This is a genomic window from Streptomyces sp. NPDC046915 (genome assembly GCF_040644935.1).
In the GTDB taxonomy this organism is placed as follows: Bacteria; Actinomycetota; Actinomycetes; order Streptomycetales; family Streptomycetaceae; genus Streptomyces.
Map to the genome: position 1 here is coordinate 38,943 of NZ_JBEYXB010000008.1, position 24,126 is coordinate 63,068.

The following is a 24,126-nucleotide window of genomic DNA, read 5'->3' on the forward strand; positions in this document are numbered from 1 at the left end:
GTGGGGTACGCGCCCCGCTCCTCTACCTGCCAAACTGCGGTCACCGGATTCGGCGAGCGCCTTGACTGGCACGGCGCCGAACCGCTGGCGACGGCAAGGTCCACGCGCTCTACCAGCCATGGAGTAGGAGGACATCGGGCAGAGCCATCCGTCACCGGCCTCGCCGGTCCTCCCATCGAGCCATCCAATGAGGGGTCACACCGCGGATGCTCAGCTCGAGGTGCGCCTCCGATGGGTGGCAGTCGACACTTCGTTCGGTGAGGTTTTCCCTCCCGCCGATGAGACACCCTGTCAACTCGCTGACTCGGACTTGGCGACGGCTTATGGGGACGCGAGACGTCAGCAGCGGGAGAGCGCTTCCAGCAGGTCCCGGAGCAGAGCATCGTCCAGAGGTGTGCGGTGGGCAAGCTTGTTGCGTGCCCATCGGAGCGTGCGCAGTTGGCGGAACTGAACCTCGGTGAGGTCGATGTCCCGGTGCACCGCCGCGTCGTAGAGCTCGCCGAGTTCCATGGACGCGAGGTCTGCCGCCGAACCGTTGGCGCCACGCAGGGACTGCCGGACGTACGTGTCGACGAGTCGTGCGATGCCGCGTACCGCAATGCGTGGGAGTAGCTCGATGAAGCCGAGGCGGACGTCGTCGATCAATGGCAGCAGCACGCGGTTCTGGGCCTGCCACACCAACTTGTCGAGTTCCGAGCCGCCGTGTGTCGCCACACCGGAGCGGGGGCTGCGGCGAATCTGCCCCTCCCAACTGTCGACCAGCCCGGCCGACCATGCCTCGCGCAGCCCTTGCTCGGGGAGCTGCGCGTATGCCGCGCCGGACGTCGCGCGGCCGTAGGCGCCGTGCGCCGTGGGGTCGGTGCAGCACTTACGCAGAGCGGAAACAAGGTCCTTGATCTCGCCATTCCAGGTGTCGGCCAGCTTCACGGCGAGCTCCAAATCGGGGCCGGCTGCTTGGACGACCGTCTCGCAGCGCAGGGCGTGCCGGATGAGCTTTCCGGGCGTCATGCGGTCGTGGGCATGCCCGACGCCCGCATGAGGAATGGCATCGGCCACCACCGTGGCCGTGTCGAGGTGGCTCCAGACGCCCCACCACCAGTGTGGTCTCGACACCGTTCCGTCGAGGAGCGCCACGGTGTCCTCCTCCAGGTCCTGTAGGCGAGAGGCCACGAGGAGCCGCGGCCGATCGCCCGGTTTGAGGCCGGCCTCCTTCACAGCAGCCTGGAAGCGACGTATCAGTCGGGAGACGGCGAGCGGGTCCGCCTCGGCCCACGCGCGGACGACGAGCACGGGCGCACGGCGGTCCGGGTCGGTGACCAGCTCCGAGACCAGGTCTCCGTGCAGATTGAGACTGTCGGCAAGGCGCACGGCGATGTCGGTGACCGGGCTGTCGGAGGGCCTGGCAGCGGCGGCTGCACCGAGGGGCCGAGCCTCGGACGGGCCGGAGCTGCCGACCCGTCCGGAGAGGCCGAACGGGTCCCAGTCGCCGAAGCCGTCGTCAATGTCGAAGCCGCCCTCGGAGCTCCGAGCGACAGGCACCCCCTCGGTGCCGAGTCCCCCCTCGGTGCCGAGTGCATCCCACAGGTACCGCGCGTCCGGCGTGGCCGTCCTCAGCGTCGGACGCGGGTGCGTCTCCTTGCGCGGTATGTCCACGACGTCGTCAAGGCGGTGGATCACCGCCTCCAGGGCGCGGTCCGCGCGGTCCGACTCCACCTCGTTGTCCGGGAACAGCCAGACGCAGGTGAGCCCGGCGCGCAGGTCGGCGAGGACCCGCGCACAGTGGCGTCGCGCACCCGGCAAGTGCAGGACGGCCTCTGGAGACAGGATGCCGACCGGTCCGATGAGCTCGGTCACATCGACCCGTCCTGCAGCCCCGCCACGGTCCGGAGGGCGCGGAAGGTGACGCTGTCGACGGTGAGGCTCTCGCCATCGTCGTCGAGGATCCCAAGCGCCTCCAGATCCGCCAGCAGTGCCTCAGCCTCGTCCAGGTCGTCATCGAGCACGACGGCGAGATCCTGGGGAACGGCATGGGCCTTGCCCTGGCGGTGCTCCTCCAGGCTGAACATGTCGGCCCAGGCGGCCATCTGCCGCACATGGCGTTCCGAGAGTCCGACCCGTCGCAGGTGGTCGGAGGCGGGACCAGGGTCGTCCATGCGGCCACGCATCGCCTCGAAGAGATTCTCCCGGGGGGCGCCGTGGATGTACTGGGCGATGGTCTGCTCGACGATGGCGGGCCAGCCCCCGGTTGCTTCAATGAGGTTGCGCCGCTCCTGGGCCGAGACGAACGGCTGCTCCGGCCACGCGCGGAGACTGGTGGTGTTCCAGCGCCGGGGCTGTACTCGGAACACCTCCGGGAGATCAAGACCGGACGCGGTCAGTGGGTCGACGACGGCCAGCGTGCGCCGCCGCGGAATCTCCTTGCCGTCCTCCTCCGATGCCGAGGCGTACTTGGCGAGTCGTTCGACCGCGTCCCGGACGTCCGCCGAGGGAACTCCACGCAGGTCAAGGAAGAGCAGGTGCGGCGTGTGCTCCCGGGCCCACTTGGTGACGGTCTGTGCCGGTTCCGCCGTCGGCACCGACACGAACTGGCGGCCCTCTCCGGCGTGCTGCTTCGCGGCTTTGTCCAGGACTCCGGCGCCGAGTGCCTCCGTAGCCGTGATCATCGTGATGCGCCGGGAGAGCGCGTCGTACCACTGCTCGTCCGTCAGCGGGCTCATGCGCATGACCTGACGGCGGTCGACGCCGATGGACCGGCGGGCCACGCGCGGGTTGTAGTCGTACTTCTGTGTGAACTCGCTGGTGCGTAGTTCCGCGTCGAGTTCGTCGCGGGTGCCGAGCATGTTGACGATGTTCGGGCTGCGCATGACGAAGCTGTTACTCCGTCCCTGGAGCGGGAGGACAAGGCCGAGGCCCTCCATCTCCATCAGGTCGGTGCGGACCTCGTCCACGCCGTTCTGCTCCGGGAAGCCGTCCGGCCATACGCCGTGCGCCTGTTCCTGCAACTCCTGGGGCGTGTAGCCGCGGGCGTAGCCGTCCGTGAGGCTTCGCAGGGCCAGGATCAGGGTCAGAACACGGTACCGGTCTTCCAGGTCGATGGTCAGCCGAAGCCGGTCGCGGATCTTGTCCCGGATGCCTCCGGAAGCGACGACCTTCTGCACGTCGGCAGCGGTGATCCGGGGACGCCCGCCGTCCTGGGACAGGGCGCGGCTCTGCATCTCCTCGACCAGCCCCTCGCAGACGATCTGTACGAGGTTGGCCTGGTTGTTGGTCAGGGCCAGGATGCGCCAGACAAGGTCGGGGTTCTCGAAGAACAGCCCGACCGCGACCAGCGGTTCGACGACCAGGTCAACCGCAGCCTTCGGGCGCAGCGGGCCGACCAGGACCGGCTCACCGCCGTGCCCGGTGATGGAGTTGGTGAGCCGGTTGTACCGCTGCACCTGATGCAGACCCGCGAACACGATCTTGAAGCGGCGTTCGGTGTCTGCCATCAACTGCATCAGGCTGGCGAGGGTCCGGAAGGTGGACTGCGCTCCGGCCGTATCGACGGGCCGGGCGTCGGCATTGAGGAAGGCGTCCGCCTCGTCGGCGAGGAAGAGAATGCGCCGCTCCGAGCTCTCGTCCAGCCATTGCCGGATCCGAGCGGCGACGGCGGCCGGGACCACGTTCCCCGACGTGCTGTTGTCGAGCACCCCCACAAGCTTCAGCTGCTCGGCCAGCACGCTCCAGATTTCGTTCGGGAGCCGGCTGAGCCCGATCTCGGCGATGCGAAGGTCCGTGTAGACCGCGACCTGGTTGCCTCCGTGCCCCGCCTGGAAGCTGTCCGCCACCTGCCGGAGCAGTGAGGACTTGCCCAGCTGCCGCCCGCCGTAGAGGAAGAGACCGCCCTCTCGAGCCATGATCGCGCTTTTCTCGTCGTCGCGGCCCTTGAAGACCTCGGCGGAGACTTGCCCGGCCTGGAAAGGCTCATACGGTCGGTACGCCGCCCACGGCAGCGTCACCCGCTGCACCGCGCGGAAGGAACGGGCCTCGCCCGCGGCGATCCAGCCGAAGACGGCCGGGTCGACGACGATCGCCTGCTGCGGCTTCTGGTACGAGGCCTGCGCGAGGCGTCGCCGTCCGCCGATGCCGAGCGGTTGCAGGTAGAGGATGATGTTGGCGCCGAGTGCGGCCTCCGGCAGGTGACGCAGCAGGGCGTCCGGACCGAGCTCCTCGTTCGCGACGACGAGGACTCGGTAGAGGCCACCGGCGCGGGAACCGAGCCGCGACACGTAACCGGGGACATTGTCGCTGATCTCGGCGGTGATCGACAGCGTCATCACCTGCCAGTCCTTCCGGTCCTGGTCCCCGAGCCGGACCGGCCCCCTGATGCTCAGGCCGAGCATGCGCAGCACGCTGGGGACGTGCTTCTGGAAGGAGTTGCGGCGCTCGTTCGGTCGCCCGAGCGAGTCCCAAGCTTCCAGGGCCACCGTGGCCGCGTCGGTCTTGGCCTGCCGGGAGCGCCCGCGGGCGTAGTGGTCGAACCACCAGCGCGCGCTGACTCCCGTGCTGCTGGCCTTGGGGGCGTCCGGGTGCCGCACGCCCTCCAAGAAGGAGGCCATCTCCGCGCCGGTCTCAGCGGCCTGTTCCGGAATGCTCTCGCCCTTGCGGGCGAAGGAGAGCAACTCCTCGGCAGTGGCGACGTCTCCCCGGTCTATGAGGCCGGTGATCCGGGCGACGTCCGCCTCTCCCAGGTTCAGGCCGGCCAGTTGCTCGCGCAGTTGGTCGGTCTTCTCCGACACCCTGGTGCTCAGCTGGGTGACCACGTCCCGCACCTGCTCCAGCCGCCGACGGAACCACAGGGGGTTATCCGAGTTCTCGAGATCAAGGAGCTGGGCCGCCAAGTGGCTCTCCTGCTCGGGGGTGAGCAGGTTCTGCAGGCGTACCTGGGCGAAGAGGTCAGCGGCCTCACGCAAGGCCGCGCCGGCCTTCACACGCCACTCGGCCTTGGCGTCACCGAGCCGACGCCGCAGCGCTTCCCCCTGGCCTGCTTCCGGCGTGGAAACCGCGTGGAGTCGGCCCGTCTCCACGAGTTCGACGAGCCGTTCGGCGAGGTGCAGGTCACCGCGGCCGATGTGGACGGCGAACGCCGTCCCCGGGTCGGCCGGATCCGTGAGCTCCAGCAGGGCGTCCAGCGTGCCTGCCGCGGACAGGTCTGGAACGTCCTGGCCTGCGGCCGTCGTGATCCAGGTCAGGCCCGGAAGGACGAGCAGCGAGTCGGTACTGGGCAACCCGCTTACGGTCCCCGGCGGGACCGGGGATGGCCCGGCATTGATCCAGTTGATCAGCAACCGCACCGCTTCGCCGCCAGGGCCGGGCAACGGTGCCGCCTGCAGTGCCGCCTGGACCGCAGCCACCAACTCACCACGAAGACGCCGACTGTCACCGCGCGGCGGCATCTCAGCGACCTGCACCGCCTCACGCAGAAGCATCGTCACCTCTCCGATGCGCCCGCGCAGTTGATCCAGAGCCGTAGCAATGATCTTGGTCTTTCGCTGGTTGGGGGAACTGACCCGGCGTGTCGTGTCCCTGATGATCCGGTCGACGGAGTCGTCTTCCCCGTAGGTGTTCTCAAGATCCTTGCGTAGTTGTTCAGGGGTTGCCCCGCCTACCGACCATGCCGTGATCAGGTTGAGTGTGCGCCCGAGTTCCGCGTCGTCCTTGAGCAGGGTCTGAAGCACCCGCGAGGCGAGCTGGTAGGCGATCTTGCTGGTCGGCAGACGGCGCTTGAGGGCCTCCGCCCGGTCACCCAGATCCACAGGATCGACGGTGTCGTCCTGCTTGAGGTTGAACTCCTCGCCCGGCTGGACCGACACCCCCCTGCGGACCTCCTGGGCCAGCATCCGGAACAGCTCGTTCCAGACCTCGGGCAGGCCGGGCAGCTGGGCGAAGTCGTTGACGATCGGCAGCGCCCAGCCCGCCTGCAGGCCGCTGCGTACGGCGGCGGCCAGGGCAACGAGGTATCCGTCCCGGTCCTCCGCGGTCGACAGCGGGCCGCGCTCCTCCTCGACGTTGAGCTGCAGGGTCATCGCCGCCTGCTGACCGGGTGCCAGCCCGAATGCCGACGCAGCGAAGGCGAGGGAGTGACACCGCTCCTCCCGTTCCCCGGCCGCCCGGCTCAGCCAGTAGGCCTCCGCCAGCCTGCCCTCGGCGATCAACGTCTCCGTCGGGGAGGGGTGATCGCCTGTCCGCGTCCAGATGCCGGTCGTCCCGGCGGTCGCGGTCGGCCCGCCGGGGTCGGCGGCCTCCCGTTCGTCCTCGTCCGGCGTCTTCCGCGAGCCGGCAGGCGGCAGGGTTGCCTGCGGTGCCGCCGACTGCCACCGCGCGGTGCGCGGTTGCGGGAGGGCGGCGATCTGTCCGAGACGTTCTTCCGGCCTGTCCATCGTCCGCGCGGCCGCTGCCGTAGAAGAGGCTGCCGCGAGCGGCACCTCCTGACGTTCGGTTACCCGGGCGTCTGTCGCGGGCTCCGTCTCCTCGCCGTCCGAACCCGCCCCTTCGGAAACCGGTGCCTCGGCACCCATGCCCGGCTCGAGCGGCCGGGCGGCGGACTCTCGCTGTGGTGCTTTCTCCTCGACCGCGGCGGGGATGGGGTGCGCGCCCGCCTCCGCGAGCGGCTCTTCGCCCGGCGTGCTCTCCGCCGACCCGCCCGTCGTGTCGAATGCAGGGGACGTCTCCCCGGTAGCTGGGGCTGCCGACCGGGGCTCGGACGGAACCCCGTCGATCGACCGAAGCTCTTCAAGCCGGGTGTCGAGGGCGCCGATCGCCGCCTGCAGCCCGCTGAGCACGCCCGGATTGCTCGTCCCGGCAAGCATCGTGACGAGCCGCGCCCGGTCGGCCGCGGCTGCTTCGATCTCCGCACGGATCTTCGCGGCGCGAACGTCCGCCAGAATCCGGTCGAGATCGTCATGAGTCTGCTCGTCCGTCCAGCGGGTGTCGCCGTCGAGGCCGAGAACCAACTCGGCTGTCTCGGCTCGTCGACCGAACCAGGCGTCCAGAGCAGCGGACACCTGAGCGTCCCTCGCGCCCAGGCCCCTGCGGATGTCCGTCGCAAGGCTCTCCAGCCGACCCGCCAGTACCTCACCCTGCCTGCGCAGTCGATGCGCGGCGGCTACGAGTTGTTCGGCGAGGTCGTCGGGCACCGGGTGCTCCTTGTCGGCGAGTTGGGATTGTGTGCTGTGCTGGATCTCTTGCGAGGTCGGGACCGTGCCGGCCGGCCGTGTCCCCGCCCTGGCGTGGCGCCGACGGGGCTTCGGCGGCTCGGGCCACGGTGCCGGGGTCGCAGCGGCTTCCCAGAGGGCGTCCCAGTGCTCCAGGACGCCCTGACGTTCGGGCGGGTTCTCGTCGGTGAGCGCGTACCAGTGGAGGGTCAGACATGCGAGTGACGGCGGCAGAGTCGCGAACGTCGACTTCAGGCCCTCGGCATCCACCTGGGGCAGGCCCCGTCCGGCGAAACCGCGTTGACGGGCCATCTTGTCGGCCACCTCGTGTCCGACCTCGGCGATATGCAGGAGCAGGTTAGCGGGAGCCTTGGCAACCCAAGAACGCATACCTGAGGCGGTCGCGCGAGCCTGCTGTGTCGGTTCGCCCTCATATCGGAACGGGTGACCATGGACGACCGCGAGGAAGGCCAGCAGGTGCTGCAGGGATTCTGACGGTTGGTTGGAAAGCCAACGGCGCAGTTCGTGAGCTGGCGACACATGCCGTATCTTCACACCTTCTCCACTCTCCCCGCCAGCCGCATGCGCGATCGAATCGGCAGCTCAACGATGTTTCCAGGGCCTGTGAACAAAGAGATTGACGAGGGCGGGCGCGTCTGACGCCCGCCGAGCCCGGTCGTGTGGGCCGGGGTGCCGTCACTGAGTCGCGACGGCCCCTGGAATCCGCCGGATGCGGAGACACTTTGCCGTTGCCGGTGGGTCAGAGGGCGGCCGGGGCCTTCTTGTACCAGTCCGTGATCACCTTGGTGAGGTGCACGACGTTCTGCTGCCGCATGATCGGGGCGGCGGCGTTCGGCTCGAAGTCCTCGTTCGCGGCCGTGGTACGCCAGATGCTGTCCTCGGCGACCGGGGCGGCCATGTGCCGGTCGAGCCGCTTGAAGAACTCCTGGATGTCACCGTCTTCGGCCCCGTCCTCCCGAAGGTTGCGGTAGACGCCGCCCAGGACGCGGAGCATGCCCACCGAGCCCAGAAGGGAGGACTCGCGCAGCCTCATGGCCTTGGTGGGGGGCGCCGGCGGCTCGTTCTTCTTCTTCTCGGAGAGCGAGGGGTCGTAGTTGTCCACGTCCTCCTCGGTGATCTCCGCGAGAGCGGTGAAAGCGATGGAGATGACGTCCAGGAAGCCGCGGACGCTCTCGATGACCTCGTTGTCGGTCAGCGACTCGACCTTCTTGCTGACGCGGCCGCCGGGACCGGCGATGACGGCCCGCGTGATGTCGGCGACGTGCTTGGCGCCCATCAGGTTGCGGTTGGTCAGGGTCATCCGGTCCCGCTCGATGTCGATCTTGCCCAGGAACAAGGGGTGGGTGACGATGTCGCTGAGCGTGCGGTTGGCGATGCGCGAGGTGTCGAAGCGGGCCCGGACGGCACCGGAAATGCCCTTGGCGTTGTCGGCGACGTCGACGAACATCTGCTGGCCTTTCACGCCGTCAGGCTCCACGTAGATGTCGATCCCGACGAACTCGTCCTTGAGCCGCTGCATACGAGCGATCAGAGCCTCACGGTCCTGCTGCAGCTTCGCCTTCTTGGCCTCGTTGGCGCGGAGGATCTCCCGGTCGATGCGGGAGACCTCGTCCGTGATGCGCTTCTTCTCCAGGTGGACGCCGAGGATGCGGTGCTGGCCGTCGATCGTGATCAGGCGTCCGATACCGCCGATGGACCACGGGACGGTGAGGTAGCCGACCGAACCGTCTTCGCTGATCGGCTCAAAGCGGCAGCTGCCGGTGTCGCGAATGAGGAGGGCCGGAGCCACCCAGCCGGGATTGTCGGCGAGGTACTGGCCGAAGCCCTTGGCGTGGGCGATGTCCACCTTGCGGTTGTCCGGGTCCGGCTTGGCCGGGTCCGGGATGGTCAGGATGACCGAGAGATCGGCGAGCGGGATGCGCGTCGTGTAGACGGTCCGGCCGCCCTGGCTGGTGCGGATCGCCAGGTAAGTGGACTCCTCACGCACCAGGGAGAGGCGCGAGGAGTCGACGGTGATGGTCATGGATGACTTCCTTCCGAAGAGGTAGCCCTCGGGGGCAGCGGGAATGAGGCGGGCGGCGGGTGACGCCCACCGGGTGGGGCATGCAGGTCGGGCGCCGGGGGCGTCAGACGGGTGGACCAGCCGTGGACGGTGAGAAACCGATCGCGGGGGCGGCGCGTTCGCCGGGTGCGGTGTGACAGGAGACGAGGCGGTTGGCCGGAGCGGCCCTCCGTAGGGCCTTCTGGCCTCATGCCGCCTTCGGCGGACCGGGGGCGGTGGTACCGGGACAGAGGAACTGCCGACAGGCGCGTTCGGGGCGGCGCGAGCTCCGACTATGACATCAGTAGTTGCCGTTGCTCAGGACGTCGCCGTCAGCGTTGTAGACGGTGACAAGGCCGTTCTTGCTGGCCTTCCCCCGGCCGGCCTGGAAGTCGGCGAAGGCCGAGGCGAGCAGCTTGGCGTTGCCGGCGTCCGCGCTGACCAGGTCCCCGGTGTAGTCCGTGTAGATGTCGGCCGTGTCCAGGATGTCGTTGTTCTTGTCGGCGCCCTGGACCTTGGTGACGTGTACCGCGGCCTCCCGCGTCTTCGCGGACTCGTGCTTCTTCACATACGCCTTGAAGGCGTCGACGGTGGACTGCTGGGGCGCGGCGGTCTTGGAGGAACCGGTGGTCTTGGCGGAGCCGTTGGTCTTGGAGGAGTGACCGCCCTTGGAGGAGCCCGTCGCCGCGGCGGAGGACGCGGCACCGGCCGAGGAGTCGCCCGAGCCGGACCCCGCCACGGACGCGATACCGCCGATCACGATCACGGCCAGGACGCCGAGGCAGCCCAGCTTGGCCTTGGACCGCTTCTTCGGCGGCACGGGAGGCTGCGGGTAGCCCGGCTGTTGCGGGAATCCGGGCTGGTGCGCGTATCCCGGCTGCTGCGGGGGCTGGGTGGTCATCTGGGTTCCTCCTGCTGCGATGCGCGATGTGCGGTGGCCATGAGTGGAGAGATCCGATGCGCGGCGCGGACTCAACAGAGCGCCTCAGGCCGCCGCTTGCACTCGGAAGCGAGACTAGATAAGCACGTGACTGAAAGCACCGTCAAACGATTTCTCAGACTTGACGGCCGCTGTAGTGTGTTAACCGTCTCCTATCCGACTGGCCCGAGAGGTGCGGAACCCCACGCCATGCCCCAGCAGCCACCAGCCCAGCCGGCGCCCTCCGCGCATGTGACGGCCGCCGAGATCTCCCGCATCGCCGGGGTCACGCGCGCCACCGTCAGCAACTGGCGCCGCCGCCACGACGACTTCCCGGCCCCCAGCGCGGGCACGGAGACCAGCCCGCTCTACGACCTGCCGGCCGTCCAGGCCTGGCTGCGAGCACGTGGGCACACCACCACCGCCTCGCCGACCGAGGAACTGCGTACGGCGCTACGGCTACTGGGACCCGGCTCGGGGGTGGCCGCACGACTGTTCCCGCTGGTGGCTGCCGCGTCCCGCCGCACGCCGCAGGAGCTGGCCGAAATCGCCGCCCTGTCCGACGACCAGCTGATCGCCCGAGCGGAGAAGTCCGCGGGCGAACTCCCGGTCGCCGTGCCCGACGCCGAGCCGTTCCGCTACGGTCCGGACGACGCGGGCGTGCTCCGTGCCCTGCTGGGTTGCGTCCGTGAGGCGGGGGCACAGGCCGCCATCGACGTCCTCGCCGAACGCGAACTGGACGAGAGCGCCGCCAGCGGCGTTTACCAGACCCCGGAGGGCCTGGCCCTGCTCATGGCACGGCTCCTGCCCGCGGGCACGCCCCGCGTCCTCGACCCCGCCTGCGGCAGCGGCACGCTCCTCGCCGCCGCCGCCCGGCAGGGCGCACAGGAGCTGTACGGGCAGGACTCGCTCGCCGTCCAGGGCCGGCGCACCGCGGTCCGACTGCTGCTCGCCGCACCCGAGGCCGAGACGGCGATCCGCGTCGGCGACAGCCTGCGCGCCGACGCCTTCCCCGACATCACCGTGGACGCCGTCCTGTGCAACCCGCCGTTCGCCGACCGCGACTGGGGTCACGACGAGCTGGCCTACGACCCGAGGTGGGCGTACGGACTCCCACCGCGCTTCGAATCCGAACTGGCCTGGGTACAGCACGCCCTCGCGCACCTGGAGCCCGGCGGTCACGCGGTCATGCTGCTGCCGCCCGCGCTCGCCTTCCGCTCCTCCGGCCGCCGCATCCGCGCGGAACTCATCCGCAGCGGTGCCCTGCGCGCCGTCGTCTCACTTCCGGCGCGTGCCGCGTATCCGCTCCACATCGGCCTGCAGATCTGGGTGTTCCAACGCCCCGAGCCGGGCGGCACGGACCGTACGACGGTGCTTTTCGTCGACGGGGAGGGTGATCAGCGTGACGGCGCTGCGGGCACGCCGTCCGCCAGCGATACGGCCACGCCCGGCGCCGGCACCCGCGGCGGCTCACGCCCCCGCCGATCCGGCTCTTCCTCTTCCGCCGCATCCTCTGCCTCCGCCTCCTCCTTCGACTGGGCGGGGCTGACCGACCGGGTCCTCGGCCAGTGGGCCGCGTTCACCACCGCCCCCGACACCTACGCCGACGAGCCCGGCGTCGCCCGCGCGGTGCCGCTCGTCGACCTCCTCGACGACGTCGTCGACGTCACCCCGGCCCGCCACGTGCGGGCGACCGCGGCCGACATCGACCCCGCCGCCCTGTCCCGCCGCGTCCACGACCTGCACGAGCAACTGGCCGAGCAGGTCGCCGCTCTGGTGGCCGCCTCCGCGTCCGGCGGGTGGCAGCCGTCCGGGGCCTCGGCCCGCGAGTGGCGTACGGCGACCGTCTCCGACCTGGCGCGCGGCGGGGCCCTGACCGTGCTGCGGGCGGCGGCGTCCGGCACACGGGGCTCCAAGGGCGGCGCCGCCCCCACCGTGGACCGGCCGGTCCTCACCGCCTCGGACATCTCCGCCGGTAGGCCCCCGTCCACCAGGGCCGTCGACCTCAACGCGGACGCCGCGCAAGCCGTCGCCGTCGGAGACGTCCTCGTACGCTCCATCGCGAGCGGCGGCGACGCGGCCGCGATGACCCGAGTCGCAGACGAACAGGACGCCAGAGCCCTGCTCGGTCCGCACATCCACCTCCTGCGCCCCGACCCGGCCCGCCTCGACCCGTGGTTCCTGGCCGGGTTCCTCGGCGCCGAGGACAACATCGCCTCCGCGTCCACCGGCTCCACCCTCGTGCACGTCACACCGGGCCGGCTGCGCGTACCGCTGCTGCCCCTGGAGGAGCAGCGGCGCTACGGGGAGGCCTTCCGCCGCGTCTACGAACTGCGCGCGGTCGTCCGCCGAACAGCCGACCTCGCCGCCGACACCGCAGCCACGCTCACCACCGGCCTCACCGCCGGCGTACTCCTGCCACCGGACAGCCCGGACAGCCGTTCCGCCTGAAACGCCCCACGCGTCCCCCCGCACACGACCACACTGGATCCCTGCCGTCCCCCGCCCGGACGGCGCTCTTCGGAAGGAAGCCAGGACCTCTTGAACAGCAGCAAGCACACGGAGTTGGCGAACCACGCCTGGTCCGTCGCCGATCTCCTGCGCGGTGACTACCGACAGTCCGACTACGGCAAGGTCATCCTGCCGTTCATCGTGCTGCGCCGCCTGGAGTGCGTCCTGGAGCCGACGCGCGAGAAGGTCGTCGAGACCGTCGCCAGGTTCGCGGGCCAGGACCTCGACACCGACCACTTCCTGCGCAAGGCCTCGGGCCACTCCTTCTACAACAAGAGCGACCTCACGCTGCGGAAGATCGCGGCCGACCCGCAGAACGCGGCGAAGAACCTGCAGATCTACGTCGGCGCCTTCTCCGACAACGCCCGCGAGGTCCTCGACAAGTACGAGTTCAACCAGCAGGTCAGGAAACTCGACGGCGCGAACCTGCTCTACCAGGTCATTGGCCGGTTCACCGACCTCGACCTGCACCCCGATGTCGTGCCCAACCACAACATGGGCTACATCTTCGAGGAGTTGATCCGCCGCTTCGCCGAGCAGTCGAACGAGACCGCGGGTGAGCACTTCACCCCGCGCGAGGTCATCAAGCTGATGGTCAACCTGCTGGTGGCGCCCGACGCGGACGCCCTCAGCCTGCCGGGTGTCGTCCGCACGGTCATGGACCCGGCCTGCGGCACGGGCGGCATGCTCAGCGCCGCCGACGACCGCATCAAGGCCCTCAACCCGGACGCGACGGTCGAGGTGTACGGGCAGGAGCTCAACCCCGAGTCCTGGGCGATCTGCCGGTCCGACCTCATGATCAAGGGCCAGGACCCGGAGAACATCCGCTTCGGCAACTCCTTCTCCGACGACGGCCACGCCCGCCGCAAGTTCGACTACATCCTCGCCAACCCGCCGTTCGGCGTGGAGTGGAAGAAGGTCAAGGAGGAGGTCGAGTACGAGCACAAGTCGCTCGGCGACGCCGGCCGCTTCGGCGCGGGCCTGCCGCGCATCAACGACGGCTCGCTGCTCTTCCTCCAGCACATGATCTCGAAGATGAAGCCGGTGGACGTCAACGGCGGGGGCGGCTCCCGCATCGCCATCGTCTTCAACGGCTCCCCGCTGTTCACGGGCGCGGCCGAGTCCGGCGAGTCCAACATCCGCCGCTGGATCCTGGAGAACGACTGGCTGGAGGCGATCGTCGCCCTCCCTGACCAGCTCTTCTACAACACCGGCATCTCCACGTACTTCTGGATCCTCACCAACCGCAAGGACGCCGACCACAAGGGCAAGGTCGTCCTGCTGGACGCGCGTGACCAGTGGCAGAAGATGCGCAAGTCGCTCGGCGACAAGCGCAAGGAACTCGGCGACGGGACGAACGGCCGCCCCGACCACATCGGTGACATCACCCGGCTGTACGCGGAGGCGCTGCAGGTCGCGGGCGATCCGGAGCACGCTCTGCACGGCAAGGTCAAGGTCTTCTGGAACGAGGACTTCGGCTACCAGCGCATCACCGTGGAGCGGCCGTTGAAGCTCCGCTTCGAGGTCACGGAGGAGACCTTGGCCGCGCTGGCGGAGGCCAAGCCGGTGGCCAAGCTGGAGCGGAGCGAGGAGTTCGTGGCGGCGGTGCGTACGCTGCTCGGCTCGTCCTGGACGACGAAGTCCGACGCTTTCGTCGCGCTCAAGGACGCGGTGGTCGCGGCCGGCCTGACCTGGCCGTCGGGCGCACCGTTCGCGAAGGCGGTACGGGAGACGATCGGCGTCCGTGACCCCGAGGGCGAGGTCCAGAAGGTCAAGGGCGCGCCGGAGCCGGACACGGACCTGCGGGACTACGAGAACGTTCCGCTGGGCGAGGACGTGGAGGACTACCTCAAGGGCGAGGTGCTGCCGCACGTGCCGGACGCGTGGATCGACCATGCGAAGACGAAGATCGGCTACGAGATCCCGTTCACGCGGCACTTCTACGTGTACAAGCCGCCGAGGCCGCTGGCGGAGATCGACGCGGAGTTGAAGTCGCTGGAGGCGGAGATTCAGGCGCTGCTGGGGGAGGTGACGGAGTGACGACCAGCAGACTTCCGTACGGAGGATCACCGCCGGACTCGTGGGCGGTAGTCCCGCTCAAATACCTCGCGACGCTCACGAACGGCTATGTCTTCAACTCTGCCGATTGGGTCGACGCCGGCACTCCGATCATCCGAATCGAGAACCTCAACGGTTCGCGGAAATTCAACCACTCCGGTTCGATACTGCCCGGTCGATACCGCGTGAAATCCGGTGACCTGCTCTTCTCGTGGTCCGGGAATCCGGGAACGTCGTTCGGCCCGTACCTCTGGAGCGACCCCGGCGATTACTATCTGAATCAGCACATCTTCAAGATGGGCGTTTCTGGTTGCGATGCCCGGTGGCTCTACTGGTCCTTGAAGGCTGCAACGCACTGGATTGAACGGGAACTCACGAGCGGCATGATCGGAATGGTTCATGTTACCAAGGAGGAACTGGCGGCCGTCCCGATCCCGGTTCCGCCCATCGAACTGCAGCGCCGCATTGCCGACTTCCTCGACGCCGAGACTGCCCGCATCGACAACCTATCGGGGCTGGGGGAACGGCAGGTCAACCTGCTTCGTGAGCGCTCGGAGGCAGAAGTGGTCCAATTCTTCGGGCCGGGAGATGGTCGCCGCGAGTACAGGTTCCGTCACCTCATGGAGTCGAATCCATGCTACGGCGTACTGGTTCCGAAGTTCGCAGACGTCGGCGTTCCTTTGATTCGCGTGAGCGATCTCGGGAGGCTTGATCATGATCTTGAGAGACTACCCAAGATCGAAGAGGAACAGGCCAAAGAGTACAAACGCACATGCATCTCCCCTGGGGACCTGTTGATCACAGTTGTGGGGGCAACGATTGGACGGTGCGATGTAGCACCTCCCGAAACCGCTGGCTTCAATGTGAGCCGCGCGCTGGCCCGGGTCCAATTGATGGCTGGGATTGAGCCTCAGATGATCGCTTCTTGGGTGCGCGGGCGAGACTTCCGAATCCAGGCGGAACTTGCCACCAGTGGTGCAGCTGCTCAGCCCGCATTGAACATGTCTGATATCACGCACTTCACGGTTTGGCTTCCTGAAACTCATTCCGGGCGGCTAGACCTTTCCCGTCGCGTGAGCACACATGAGGACGAAATCCGAAGGCTCTTGTCCGCCATTAAACGAAAGCAAGCCCTTATCGCCGAACGCCGCCAGTCCCTCATCACCGCAGCCGTAACCGGCCAGTTCGACGTATCCACCGCCAGCGGACGCAACGTAACGGACGGAGTCACCGCGTAGCCATGAGCCCGATCCACACGGAGTCCGCCTTCGGTGACGCCATCGTCGCCGCCATGGTCGAGCGCGGCTGGCGCGAGGCGCGGCCGCAGGACTACCGGGCCGATCTCGGCCTGGACACCAATGAGTTGTTCACCTTCATCGGGGCGACCCAGCCCGACGAGTGGAGCGAGCTGCTCACCGTCTACGGTGGCGACCCGAACGAGGCGCAGCGCGGGTTCGCCGGCCGCCTGGACCAGGCCATCGCCACCAACGGGCTCCTCGATGTCCTCCGCAACGGCGTCAAGGACCGGGGTGTCCTGCTCCGCGTCGCGTACTTCAAGCCGAACCTCGTCGCCCACGACTCCGTGCTGGACGGCTACCGGGCCAACCGCCTCACCGTCGTCCGCGAACTCGAGTACGCGACAAAGCAGGCCGACTGGGGCAACCGGCTCGACCTCGCCCTCTTCCTCAACGGAATCCCGGTTGCCACGGCCGAGTTGAAGAACCCGCTGACCAAGCAAGGTGTGGAGCAGGCCAAGGAGCAGTACCGCACCGACCGGGACCCCACCGAGCTGATCTTCACGCGTCGCGTCGTCGCGAACTTCGCCGTCGACCCGGATCTGGTCTTCGTCGCCACCCAGCTCAAGGGCAAGAACACCCGCTTCCTGCCCTTCAACACCGGCTCCAACGGACCGGGAGAGCCGGGCGGCGCAGGCAACCCGGCCCCGACCGCCTACGGCACGTACGCGACCTCCTACCTCTGGGAGCAGGTCTGGCAGCCGGACAACTGGCTGGACCTGCTCCAGCGGTTCGTGCACCTGCACAAGAGCAAGACGCCCGGCGGCGGCACGACGAAGACGATGGTCTTCCCCCGGTTCCAGCAGTGGGACGCGGTCAAGAAACTCACCGCGCACGCTGCAACGCACGGCGCGGGCCACGACTATCTGGTCATGGCCTCGGCCGGCTCGGGCAAGTCGAACACCATCGGCTGGCTCGCCCACCGCCTCAGCGACCTGCACACCCCCACCGACCTGCGCGAACTCGACCCCGAGGCCATCGCCAAGGGCCTCAAGCCGGGCGTGCCGGTCTTCGACAAGGTCATCGTCATCACCGACCGCCGCAACCTGGACGCCCAACTCCGCGAAACGGTCGGCAATTTCGAGCAGACCGCGGGCCTCGTCGTGAAGATCGACGAGAAACACGGAGCGAAGGGCGAACAGCTCGCCAAGGCCCTCTCTCGCGACACCGGGAAGATCGTCACCGTCACCCTGCACTCCTTCCCGGCACTGCTCGACTATCTCCAGCGCAACCCCACCGAGATCCAGGGCAGCCACTTCGCGATCATCGTGGACGAGGCGCACTCCTCGCAGTCCGGCGACGCCGCCACCGCCGTACGGTCGGCCCTGCGCGACCTCGGCCTGGACTCCGACTCGGACGACGCGGGCGCGACCACAGTCAAAGCCCCGGCCGCCGCCAGCCTCGACGAGCAGCTCAAGAAGAGGGCCGAGCAGCGCTCCCGCGCCGCGAACCTCTCCTACTTCGCGTTCACCGCCACGCCGAAGGCCAAGACCCTCGAACTCTTCGGCACGCTCCAGGACATCGACGGCAAGGCGACCTACCGGCCCTTCCACACGTACTCGATGCGGCAGGCGATCGAGGAGGGCTTCATCCTCGACCCGCTGCGCAACTACGTCACGTACAACACGTACTGGAAGCTGGTGAACCAGAACCCCGACGAGCGGGAGGTCGACCCGTCGAAGGCGAACGGCCTGCTCGCCCGGTACGCGCTGACCCATGAATCGACGGTCGCCCAGCACGCCCAGGTGATCGTGGAGCACTTCGTGGCGCACAGCCGGGGCCGTCTCGGCGGGCGGGCCAAGTCCATGGTGGTGACCGCCTCGCGGCAGTCCGCCGTGCAGATGGCGCGCGCGATCAAGAGCTACATCAAGGACCGGGACTACGACACCAAGTACCCCGACCTGGGTGTCCTCGTCGCCTTCTCCGGCTCGCTCACCGTCGACGGTGAGGAGACCACCGAGCCGAAGGAGAACGGCGGACTGTCCGAGAGCGCGCTGCCGAAGGCGTTCGCGTACACGCGTGCCGACGACAAGGCCGCCCGAGCCGGCGGTGCGGGCCAGCGCGAGTACAGGATCCTGGTCGTGGCCGAGAAGTACCAGACCGGGTTCGACCAGCCGCTGCTGACGACGATGTACGTCAACAAGTCGCTGACCGGCATCTCCGCCGTCCAGACCCTGTCCCGGCTGAACCGGACCGCCGAGCGCAAGACCCAGGCGGACCTGGCGGTCCTGGACTTCGTCAACGACGCGAACGACATACAGGACGCCTTCCGCCCGTACTTCGAGGAGGCGAACACCCTCCCCTCCGACCCCAACCTGCTCTACACCGCGCAGAGCCGGGTCATGCAGGCCGGGATTCTGTCCGGGCAGGAGATGGACGAGTTCGCCGCCGCGTACTTCGCCGCCAAGGAGAAGGCGGCGGGCTCGCAGTCCAAGTGGGAGAAGCTGCACGCCGAGCTGTACCGGCTGCTCTCCCCCGCCGTCGCCCGCTTCACGCCCCTGCTGGAGAGCGAGGACGAGGACGACCAGGAGACGGCGGAGGGCTTCCGCGCCGACCTCAACGACTACGTCAGGAAGTACGGCTTCCTCGCGCAGATCGTCCCCTACCGGGACGCCGAGCTGGAGCGGCTGCACCTCTACGGTCGCTATCTCCTCAACCGGCTGCCGCGCCGCGCGGATGGGGGCGTGGACATAGGCGAGATCGACCTCAGCCACATGAAGGTGGAGAAGACCGGCGAGTACGACGTCTCCCTCACCTCCGAGGGGCCGACGACGATGAAGGGCTTCGGCGACGGCTCGGGCGGCGCGAAGGAAGCGGAGAAGTCGCTGCTCTCGCAGTTGATCGAGAAGTTCAACGAACGCTTCGGCACCGAGTTCACCGAGCAGGACGTCATCCGCCCGTTCGAAGAGGCCAAGGCAGATCCGAAGGTGCGGGCGGCGGCCGTCGTCAACGACGAGGAGAACTTCGGCCTCGTCTTCGACAACGTCTTCGCGGACAAGATGGCCGACCACATCGACACCATCGCGGGCATGGGCCGCCAGTACTTCGGCCCCGACAAGGGCTTCAAGTCCAGCCTGGACCGCAGCGCCCGCAAGGCCGCCTGGCGGATGATCCGCCGGGAGGAGGGCCTGGACGACGAGGTCTGATGCGTACGCCCCGGCTGGTCATGCCGGCCAGGGCACGCTTTGTGCTCCGTACACCGTAGCCGTGCGGAGAAGCCAGCTGACGAGTTGGTACGGGCTGCCGCGGCCTTCTACCCCCCAACTACGAGACGCCACTTCAGGAGCGGGCGATGGATAACGAGATTCAGCTGATCAGTGACGGCGATGGACTGGCGGTCATCGGGAATCCGACGGATGTCGATCGCTTCCTCGTCCCGGAGGGACTGTCATCGAAGGACCTCGGACTGCAACGGCTCAAGTCCGTTTTCGGCACCGGGGCTGCAGTCGCGCAGGCGGGTTCGGAGATCGCCGCCAACTCCGGTCGCTGGGTGAAGCTGACTCCGAAGTCGGCGGGGCTTGTCAAGAAGTACGGGCTGAGGGAAAGCTCGAAGACGGGTCTCAGCACAGGCGTGGTGAAGGGGCAGAAGGGCCAGATCAGGGGATTCGTCGAATTCGTGAAGTCGCCCCGGTCGCTTCTGACCAACCCGGCGATTCTTGCTGGTGCTGCGGGGATCATGGCGCAAGTTGCGATGCAACAGACCATGACCGAGATCACCGACTATCTCGCCACGATCGACGAGAAGGTCGACGACGTGCTGCGCGCCCAGAAGGACACTGCGTTGGCCCGCATGATCGGAGTGGGCTTTGTCATCGAGGAGACCATGACCATCCGCGAGAAGAGGGGCAGGGTCGACGAGATCATGTGGTCGAAGGTGCAGACCGCGCCGACTACGATCGCAGACACCCAGGCGTACGCATTGCTTCAACTCGACGCACTCGCGGAGAAGATGGAGCGCAAGAACGAGATCGGCGCTCTCGCCACGACGGCGAAGGAAGCCGAGTCCGTGGTTCGGGAATGGCTCGCTGTTCTGGCTCGCTGCTTCCAACTGCAGGACGCGATCACCGTGCTCGAACTCGACCGGGTGCTGGACGCGTCTCCGGAGGAACTGGACGGGCATCGCCTCGGACTGAAGGCTGCCCGGCAGAACCGACTGGAACACATCTCGCGGAGCACCGAGCGTCTGGTGGCCCGGATGACTGCGGCTGCCGGCACGGCCAACGCGAAGGTGCTGCTGCATCCGACCAAGTCCCCGGCTCTAGTCCGGTCGAGCAACCTTGTCGCGACCGGCGTCCATGACTTCCACGGGCGGCTCGGGATCGAGTCCGGTCGCCAGTCATCCGAGGAGAGACGATGGGTGGACGCGGCCACGGAGGCGAGGGACAAGGCGCTCGAGACAGGAGCAAAGGGCGTCGACGCCGCCATCAACCTCGGCAACGGGAGCCTCGACCAGGCCGGCTCGGCCATGGGCAAGCTCTCCAGCGGGATCGCCTCGCAAGCGCGCCGTTGGCTCGGGAACGAGGAGGAACGCAGCGAGAAAGGCTGAGTGAGCGCCGACCGTCTCGGCCAACCGGGCAAGTCGTGGGTGCCCAGCCGTCTGTGCGACTGGGCACCCACGAAGGCCACGAATGTAGGGCTCAGACGGTCTGATCGGCGGCCAGCCCGACGAACCCGGCCCACGCCTCAGTGGTGACCGTCAGAACCGGCCCGGATCGGATCTTCGAGTCCCGGATGTGTATGCCCTCGACGGCGGCTGCGATCTCTACGCAGTCGCCCCCCTCAGCGCCGCTGTAGCTGCTCTTGAACCAGGCGAGTTCCAGAGCGGCAGCCGAGCTGTCTGCGGTGTTCATAGCTCTCCCAGCAACTTCTCGATAAATCCCAGGGACTCTCGCGGAGTGAGAGCCTGGGACCGGATGATTCCATAGCGAGCGGCGGCGAGACGTACCTCTTCTCGGTCCGTCAGGAGGCTGCTGCGCCCTTGGACCTCCATGTACGTGAACTGCTCTCCGCCCTTTCGCGTAAGAACCGTGAACGGGCCGTCCACGCCGGCGTTGTCCTCACGGTCGAGCGGCATGACCTGGATCTCCACATTGCGCTTCTGGCCGATGAGCAGCAGCTGTTCGAGCTGGCCTCGCAGCACCACCTTCCCACCGAGTGGCTTACGCAGCACGGACTCGTCGAGCACGAAGCTGAGTAGTGGAGCGGGCCAACGCTCGAAGATCGCCTGCCTGGCGAGCCGCGCTGCCACCCGCAGCTCGATCGTCTCCTCGTCCAGCAGCGGGCGCCGCATGGAGAGCAATGCCCGCGTGTACTCCTCCGTCTGCAACAGCCCCTTGACCACGTGGGAGTCATAGGAGCACACCTCGACCGCCTCCGCCTCCAACCGCGCCATGTCCCGGAAGAACGCCGGATACTGTGCCCGCCCCACCTCCTCCTTCAGCGCCTTGAGGACGCCCCCGGCGTCCAGCACCTCGTCGGCGCGGTCGATGAACCTCGGCGAGGGAATGCGTCGCCCCTGCTCGAAGGAGGCGATCGACTGGGCCGCGTAACCCGTGAGCCTCCCGAACTCCGGCCGTTCCAGGCCCGCCCGTACCCGCAGCAGCTTCAACTGCCGTCCGAACGCGGTCACCACGCCGGATCCCGGCTCGTCCTCCGGCCTCGGCCCGGCGTCTTCCCCTGCACTCTCGGACTCGCCCCGCTCCACCGACTCCACCGCCTCCCCGGCCCCGTACCCCGGCCCAACGCGCCCGCCCCGAGCCGGTCACGTGGCGCGCCTCGTACAGGCCCCGCCCCGTCGCGTACAGCCGACACGCGACGGTGCGTCACCACTGTTCACGCTACGCCACCGCCGGGACCGTTGGGGCATGAACAGTGAGACCGCTCCCCCGGACTGCCTCCCCTTGCCTACCAGCACCACAGGCCACTTCGAGATGCGCTTCAGCTCCACCCCGCGCGGCGCGCGGCTGGCCCGGCGTCTTGCCGGGCAGCGGTCGACGTGTGGGGCATCCCGTACGACTGCGACACGCACCACCCGCTGACGCTGATCGTCGCCGAACTCGCCGCCAACGCCGTCCGGCACGGCCGGGTCCCCGGCCGCGACTTCCACCTCTCGTTGGCCCGCGGCGCCGCGACCTTACGGATCGAGGTCACCGACACCCGCACCGAAGGCGTACCGGTCGTGGCGACGCCCGCGGACCTCCTCGACACCGGCCGTGGCCTGCTCCTGGTGGAGCACCTCGCCGACCGCTGGGACTGGCACCCACGCCAGGGCGGACCCGGCAAGACGGTCTGGGCGGAGTACGTCCTGTCGGCGGGAGGCCCACCGGCCGCCGCGCCCTCCTGCCCGTCGTCCACCGCCACGCGCGTGCCCGTGTAGCACCGCGAGCTGCCCTGGACGGCAGCTCGACGCAACGGTCACACTTGACCCCTGACCGTGACTGTTCATCACGCAACCGGGGGCAAGGTGCCGCAGGAGGCGATCTCCGACCGTTACGAACTCCTGGAGGAGCTCAGCCACGGCGGCATGGGCGACGTGTGGCGCGGCTACGACGCCGTGCTCGACCGGCCCGTCGCCGTGAAGCTCATCCGGCAGGCGTCGGTCACCTCCCCACAACTGGCCGAGGAGTTCGCCAAGCGCTTCCGCCGCGAGGCCCGCATCACCGCGCGCATCCAGCACCCCGGCGTGCCGCAGGTCTACGACGCCGTGCTGGACGCGTCGTACGAGCGGCTGTTCCTGGTGATGGAGCTCGTGGACGGCGTACCGCTGTCCGCCTACCTCGACCCCGACCGGCCGCTGCCGGTCAGCTGGGCGGCCGCCGTCGCCGCGCAGGTCGCGACCGTGCTCTCGTACGCGCACGACGTGCCGGTCATCCACCGGGACCTCAAGCCGGGCAACATCCTCGTCGCACGTGACGGCACCGTGAAAGTCCTGGACTTCGGCATCGCGGCGATCCTGCGCACCGACGTCACCAAACTGACCGCAACCGGCAGCCCCATCGGCACCCACCAGTACATGTCACCCGAGCAAGTCCGCGGCGGACGCATCACCCCGCAGACGGACCTGTACGCGCTGGGCTGTGTGCTGCACGAACTCCTCAGCGGGCGCCTCGTGTTCGAGGCGGAGAGCGAGTACCTGCTGATGTACCAGCACGTCAACGCGGCTCCCACCCCGTTGCGACAACTGCGACCCGACGTCCCCGAGGCGCTGGAGGAGCTGGTCCTGCACCTGCTGCGCAAGGCGCCCGAGGCGCGGCCCGCCGACACGCAGGAGGTGTACGCGCGGCTGCTGCCGTTCCTCCCGCCGCCAGGCCAGGAGCCCGGCACGGCCGATGCCGGGCCGGCCGGCGCACCCGATCCGACGGGCGTGTTCCGTCGCCCTTTCGCGCCCCGCGCCCGCGCCGAGGCCCCCGCACCCGGCGGTTCGACGCCGACAGCCGTCCTGCCGGGGGTCCAGCCGGTGCCCGTCCCCGCCCGGCTGCGCGAGGACATCAAGGCGGCGTACGCCCACTCCGACGCCCTGCTGGAGGAGGAGCGGTTCGCGCAGGCCGCCGAAGTGCTCGGCGAGGTCATCGAACCCGCGGCCCTCGCCCTCGGCTCCGAGAGCAAGCAGGTCCTGGCGCTGCGCCGTCAGCGTGCGGCGATCCGCCTCCTCGGCGGCGACTACCGGGCCGCACTGCCCGAGTTCGACGCCCTTGCCGACGCGTACGCCCGCGCCGCCGGCCCCACCGGCGAGCAGGCCCGCGCCTGCCGCGCCCAGGCGGCCCGGTGCCGCGCCGAACTCGGCCAGGTCACCGACGCGCTGGCCGCGCTCCAGGGCGTGCTGAACGTCGTGCGGGCCGTCGACAGCGACGTGAGCGAGGAAGCCGTGGAGCTACGGCACAACATCGGGATGCTGCTGCTCGCCCAGGGCCGGGCCGTCGAAGCCCGGCAGGTCCTCGAACCGCTCCACCAGGACATGTGCATGGTGTTCGGCCCCGACGACGAGATGGCCGTCGAGATCGCCGAGGCACTCGCCGTGATCCGCCTCGACCTCGACGGATCGGCTTCCTGACCCGCTTCGTCCGGAAGCGGCATCGGCCGAACCCGTGC

General features: G+C 68.7%; 12 protein-coding genes and 1 pseudogene. 7 read left to right on the forward strand and 6 right to left on the reverse strand.

All coding sequences use genetic code 11. The features are described 5' to 3' along the window. Nucleotides 1–339 precede the first annotated feature (339 nt). The 4 genes from ABZ915_RS21450 to ABZ915_RS21465 all read right to left on the reverse strand — a co-directional run bounded on the left by ABZ915_RS21450 (nucleotide 340) and on the right by ABZ915_RS21465 (nucleotide 10,156). Nucleotides 340–1,854 (reverse strand): hypothetical protein, encoded by a 1,515-nt coding sequence (locus tag ABZ915_RS21450; protein ID WP_361805230.1) that lies wholly within the window; start codon nucleotides 1,852–1,854, stop codon nucleotides 340–342. Then, complete coding sequence (locus ABZ915_RS21455) at nucleotides 1,851–7,583, reverse strand: hypothetical protein (RefSeq protein WP_361805233.1); 5,733 nt, start codon at nucleotides 7,581–7,583, stop codon at nucleotides 1,851–1,853. The genes ABZ915_RS21450 and ABZ915_RS21455 overlap by 4 nt, the downstream gene beginning before the upstream one ends. A gap of 370 nt (nucleotides 7,584–7,953) precedes the next feature. Next, complete coding sequence (locus ABZ915_RS21460; RefSeq protein WP_361805236.1) at nucleotides 7,954–9,237, reverse strand: DNA sulfur modification protein DndB; 1,284 nt, start codon at nucleotides 9,235–9,237, stop codon at nucleotides 7,954–7,956. Between the two features lie 319 nt (nucleotides 9,238–9,556). Beyond that, the gene (locus ABZ915_RS21465; RefSeq protein WP_361805239.1) at nucleotides 9,557–10,156 is read right to left on the reverse strand and encodes a hypothetical protein; all 600 of its coding nucleotides are present in this window, start codon (nucleotides 10,154–10,156) and stop codon (nucleotides 9,557–9,559) included. 270 nt (nucleotides 10,157–10,426) lie between these two features. Between ABZ915_RS21465 and ABZ915_RS21470 the strand changes: the two genes are divergently transcribed. From ABZ915_RS21470 to ABZ915_RS21490, 5 genes are all read left to right on the forward strand, one after another. After that, nucleotides 10,427–12,625 (forward strand): N-6 DNA methylase, encoded by a 2,199-nt coding sequence (locus tag ABZ915_RS21470; RefSeq protein WP_361806272.1) that lies wholly within the window; start codon nucleotides 10,427–10,429, stop codon nucleotides 12,623–12,625. A gap of 90 nt (nucleotides 12,626–12,715) precedes the next feature. Next, a complete protein-coding gene (locus tag ABZ915_RS21475; protein ID WP_361805242.1) occupies nucleotides 12,716–14,725 on the forward strand; it encodes a class I SAM-dependent DNA methyltransferase in 2,010 nt (669 codons plus the stop codon). Further along, nucleotides 14,722–15,981 (forward strand): restriction endonuclease subunit S, encoded by a 1,260-nt coding sequence (locus ABZ915_RS21480; RefSeq protein ID WP_361805245.1) that lies wholly within the window; start codon nucleotides 14,722–14,724, stop codon nucleotides 15,979–15,981. The genes ABZ915_RS21475 and ABZ915_RS21480 overlap by 4 nt, the downstream gene beginning before the upstream one ends. Nucleotides 15,982–15,983: 2 nt before the next feature. Further along, complete coding sequence (locus tag ABZ915_RS21485; RefSeq protein WP_361805248.1) at nucleotides 15,984–19,184, forward strand: type I restriction endonuclease; 3,201 nt, start codon at nucleotides 15,984–15,986, stop codon at nucleotides 19,182–19,184. A 146-nt stretch (nucleotides 19,185–19,330) separates the two neighbouring features. Continuing rightward, nucleotides 19,331–20,584 (forward strand): hypothetical protein, encoded by a 1,254-nt coding sequence (locus tag ABZ915_RS21490; RefSeq protein WP_361805251.1) that lies wholly within the window; start codon nucleotides 19,331–19,333, stop codon nucleotides 20,582–20,584. 91 nt (nucleotides 20,585–20,675) lie between these two features. Here ABZ915_RS21490 and ABZ915_RS21495 read toward each other — a convergent pair whose 3' ends face one another. After that, nucleotides 20,676–20,888 carry a DUF397 domain-containing protein gene (locus ABZ915_RS21495; protein WP_361805254.1) on the reverse strand — a complete coding sequence of 71 codons (213 nt, stop codon included), beginning with the start codon at nucleotides 20,886–20,888 and terminating at the stop codon, nucleotides 20,676–20,678. Continuing rightward, entirely contained in the window at nucleotides 20,885–21,670 is a 786-nt protein-coding gene (locus ABZ915_RS21500; RefSeq protein WP_361805257.1) for a helix-turn-helix transcriptional regulator, read from the reverse strand. The genes ABZ915_RS21495 and ABZ915_RS21500 overlap by 4 nt, the downstream gene beginning before the upstream one ends. A 232-nt stretch (nucleotides 21,671–21,902) precedes the next feature. On the opposite strand from ABZ915_RS21500, the pseudogene ABZ915_RS21505 reads away from it, so the two are divergent. Then, nucleotides 21,903–22,414: pseudogene (locus tag ABZ915_RS21505) on the forward strand (ATP-binding protein). A gap of 87 nt (nucleotides 22,415–22,501) precedes the next feature. Then, entirely contained in the window at nucleotides 22,502–24,088 is a 1,587-nt protein-coding gene (locus tag ABZ915_RS21510; protein ID WP_361806275.1) for a protein kinase, read from the forward strand. The last annotated feature ends 38 nt before the right edge of the window (nucleotides 24,089–24,126 follow it).

What these genes read in the sequence shown, in the direction of transcription:
- ABZ915_RS21495 (WP_361805254.1), bottom strand. Translation starts at nt 20,888, where the DNA reads ATGAACACCGCAGACAGCTCGGCTGCCGCTCTGGAACTCGCCTGGTTC.
- ABZ915_RS21490 (WP_361805251.1), top strand. Translation starts at nt 19,331, where the DNA reads ATGGATAACGAGATTCAGCTGATCAGTGACGGCGATGGACTGGCGGTC.
- ABZ915_RS21465 (WP_361805239.1), bottom strand. Translation starts at nt 10,156, where the DNA reads ATGACCACCCAGCCCCCGCAGCAGCCGGGATACGCGCACCAGCCCGGA.
- ABZ915_RS21485 (WP_361805248.1), top strand. Translation starts at nt 15,984, where the DNA reads ATGAGCCCGATCCACACGGAGTCCGCCTTCGGTGACGCCATCGTCGCC.
- ABZ915_RS21460 (WP_361805236.1), bottom strand. Translation starts at nt 9,237, where the DNA reads ATGACCATCACCGTCGACTCCTCGCGCCTCTCCCTGGTGCGTGAGGAG.
- ABZ915_RS21455 (WP_361805233.1), bottom strand. Translation starts at nt 7,583, where the DNA reads ATGCGTTCTTGGGTTGCCAAGGCTCCCGCTAACCTGCTCCTGCATATC.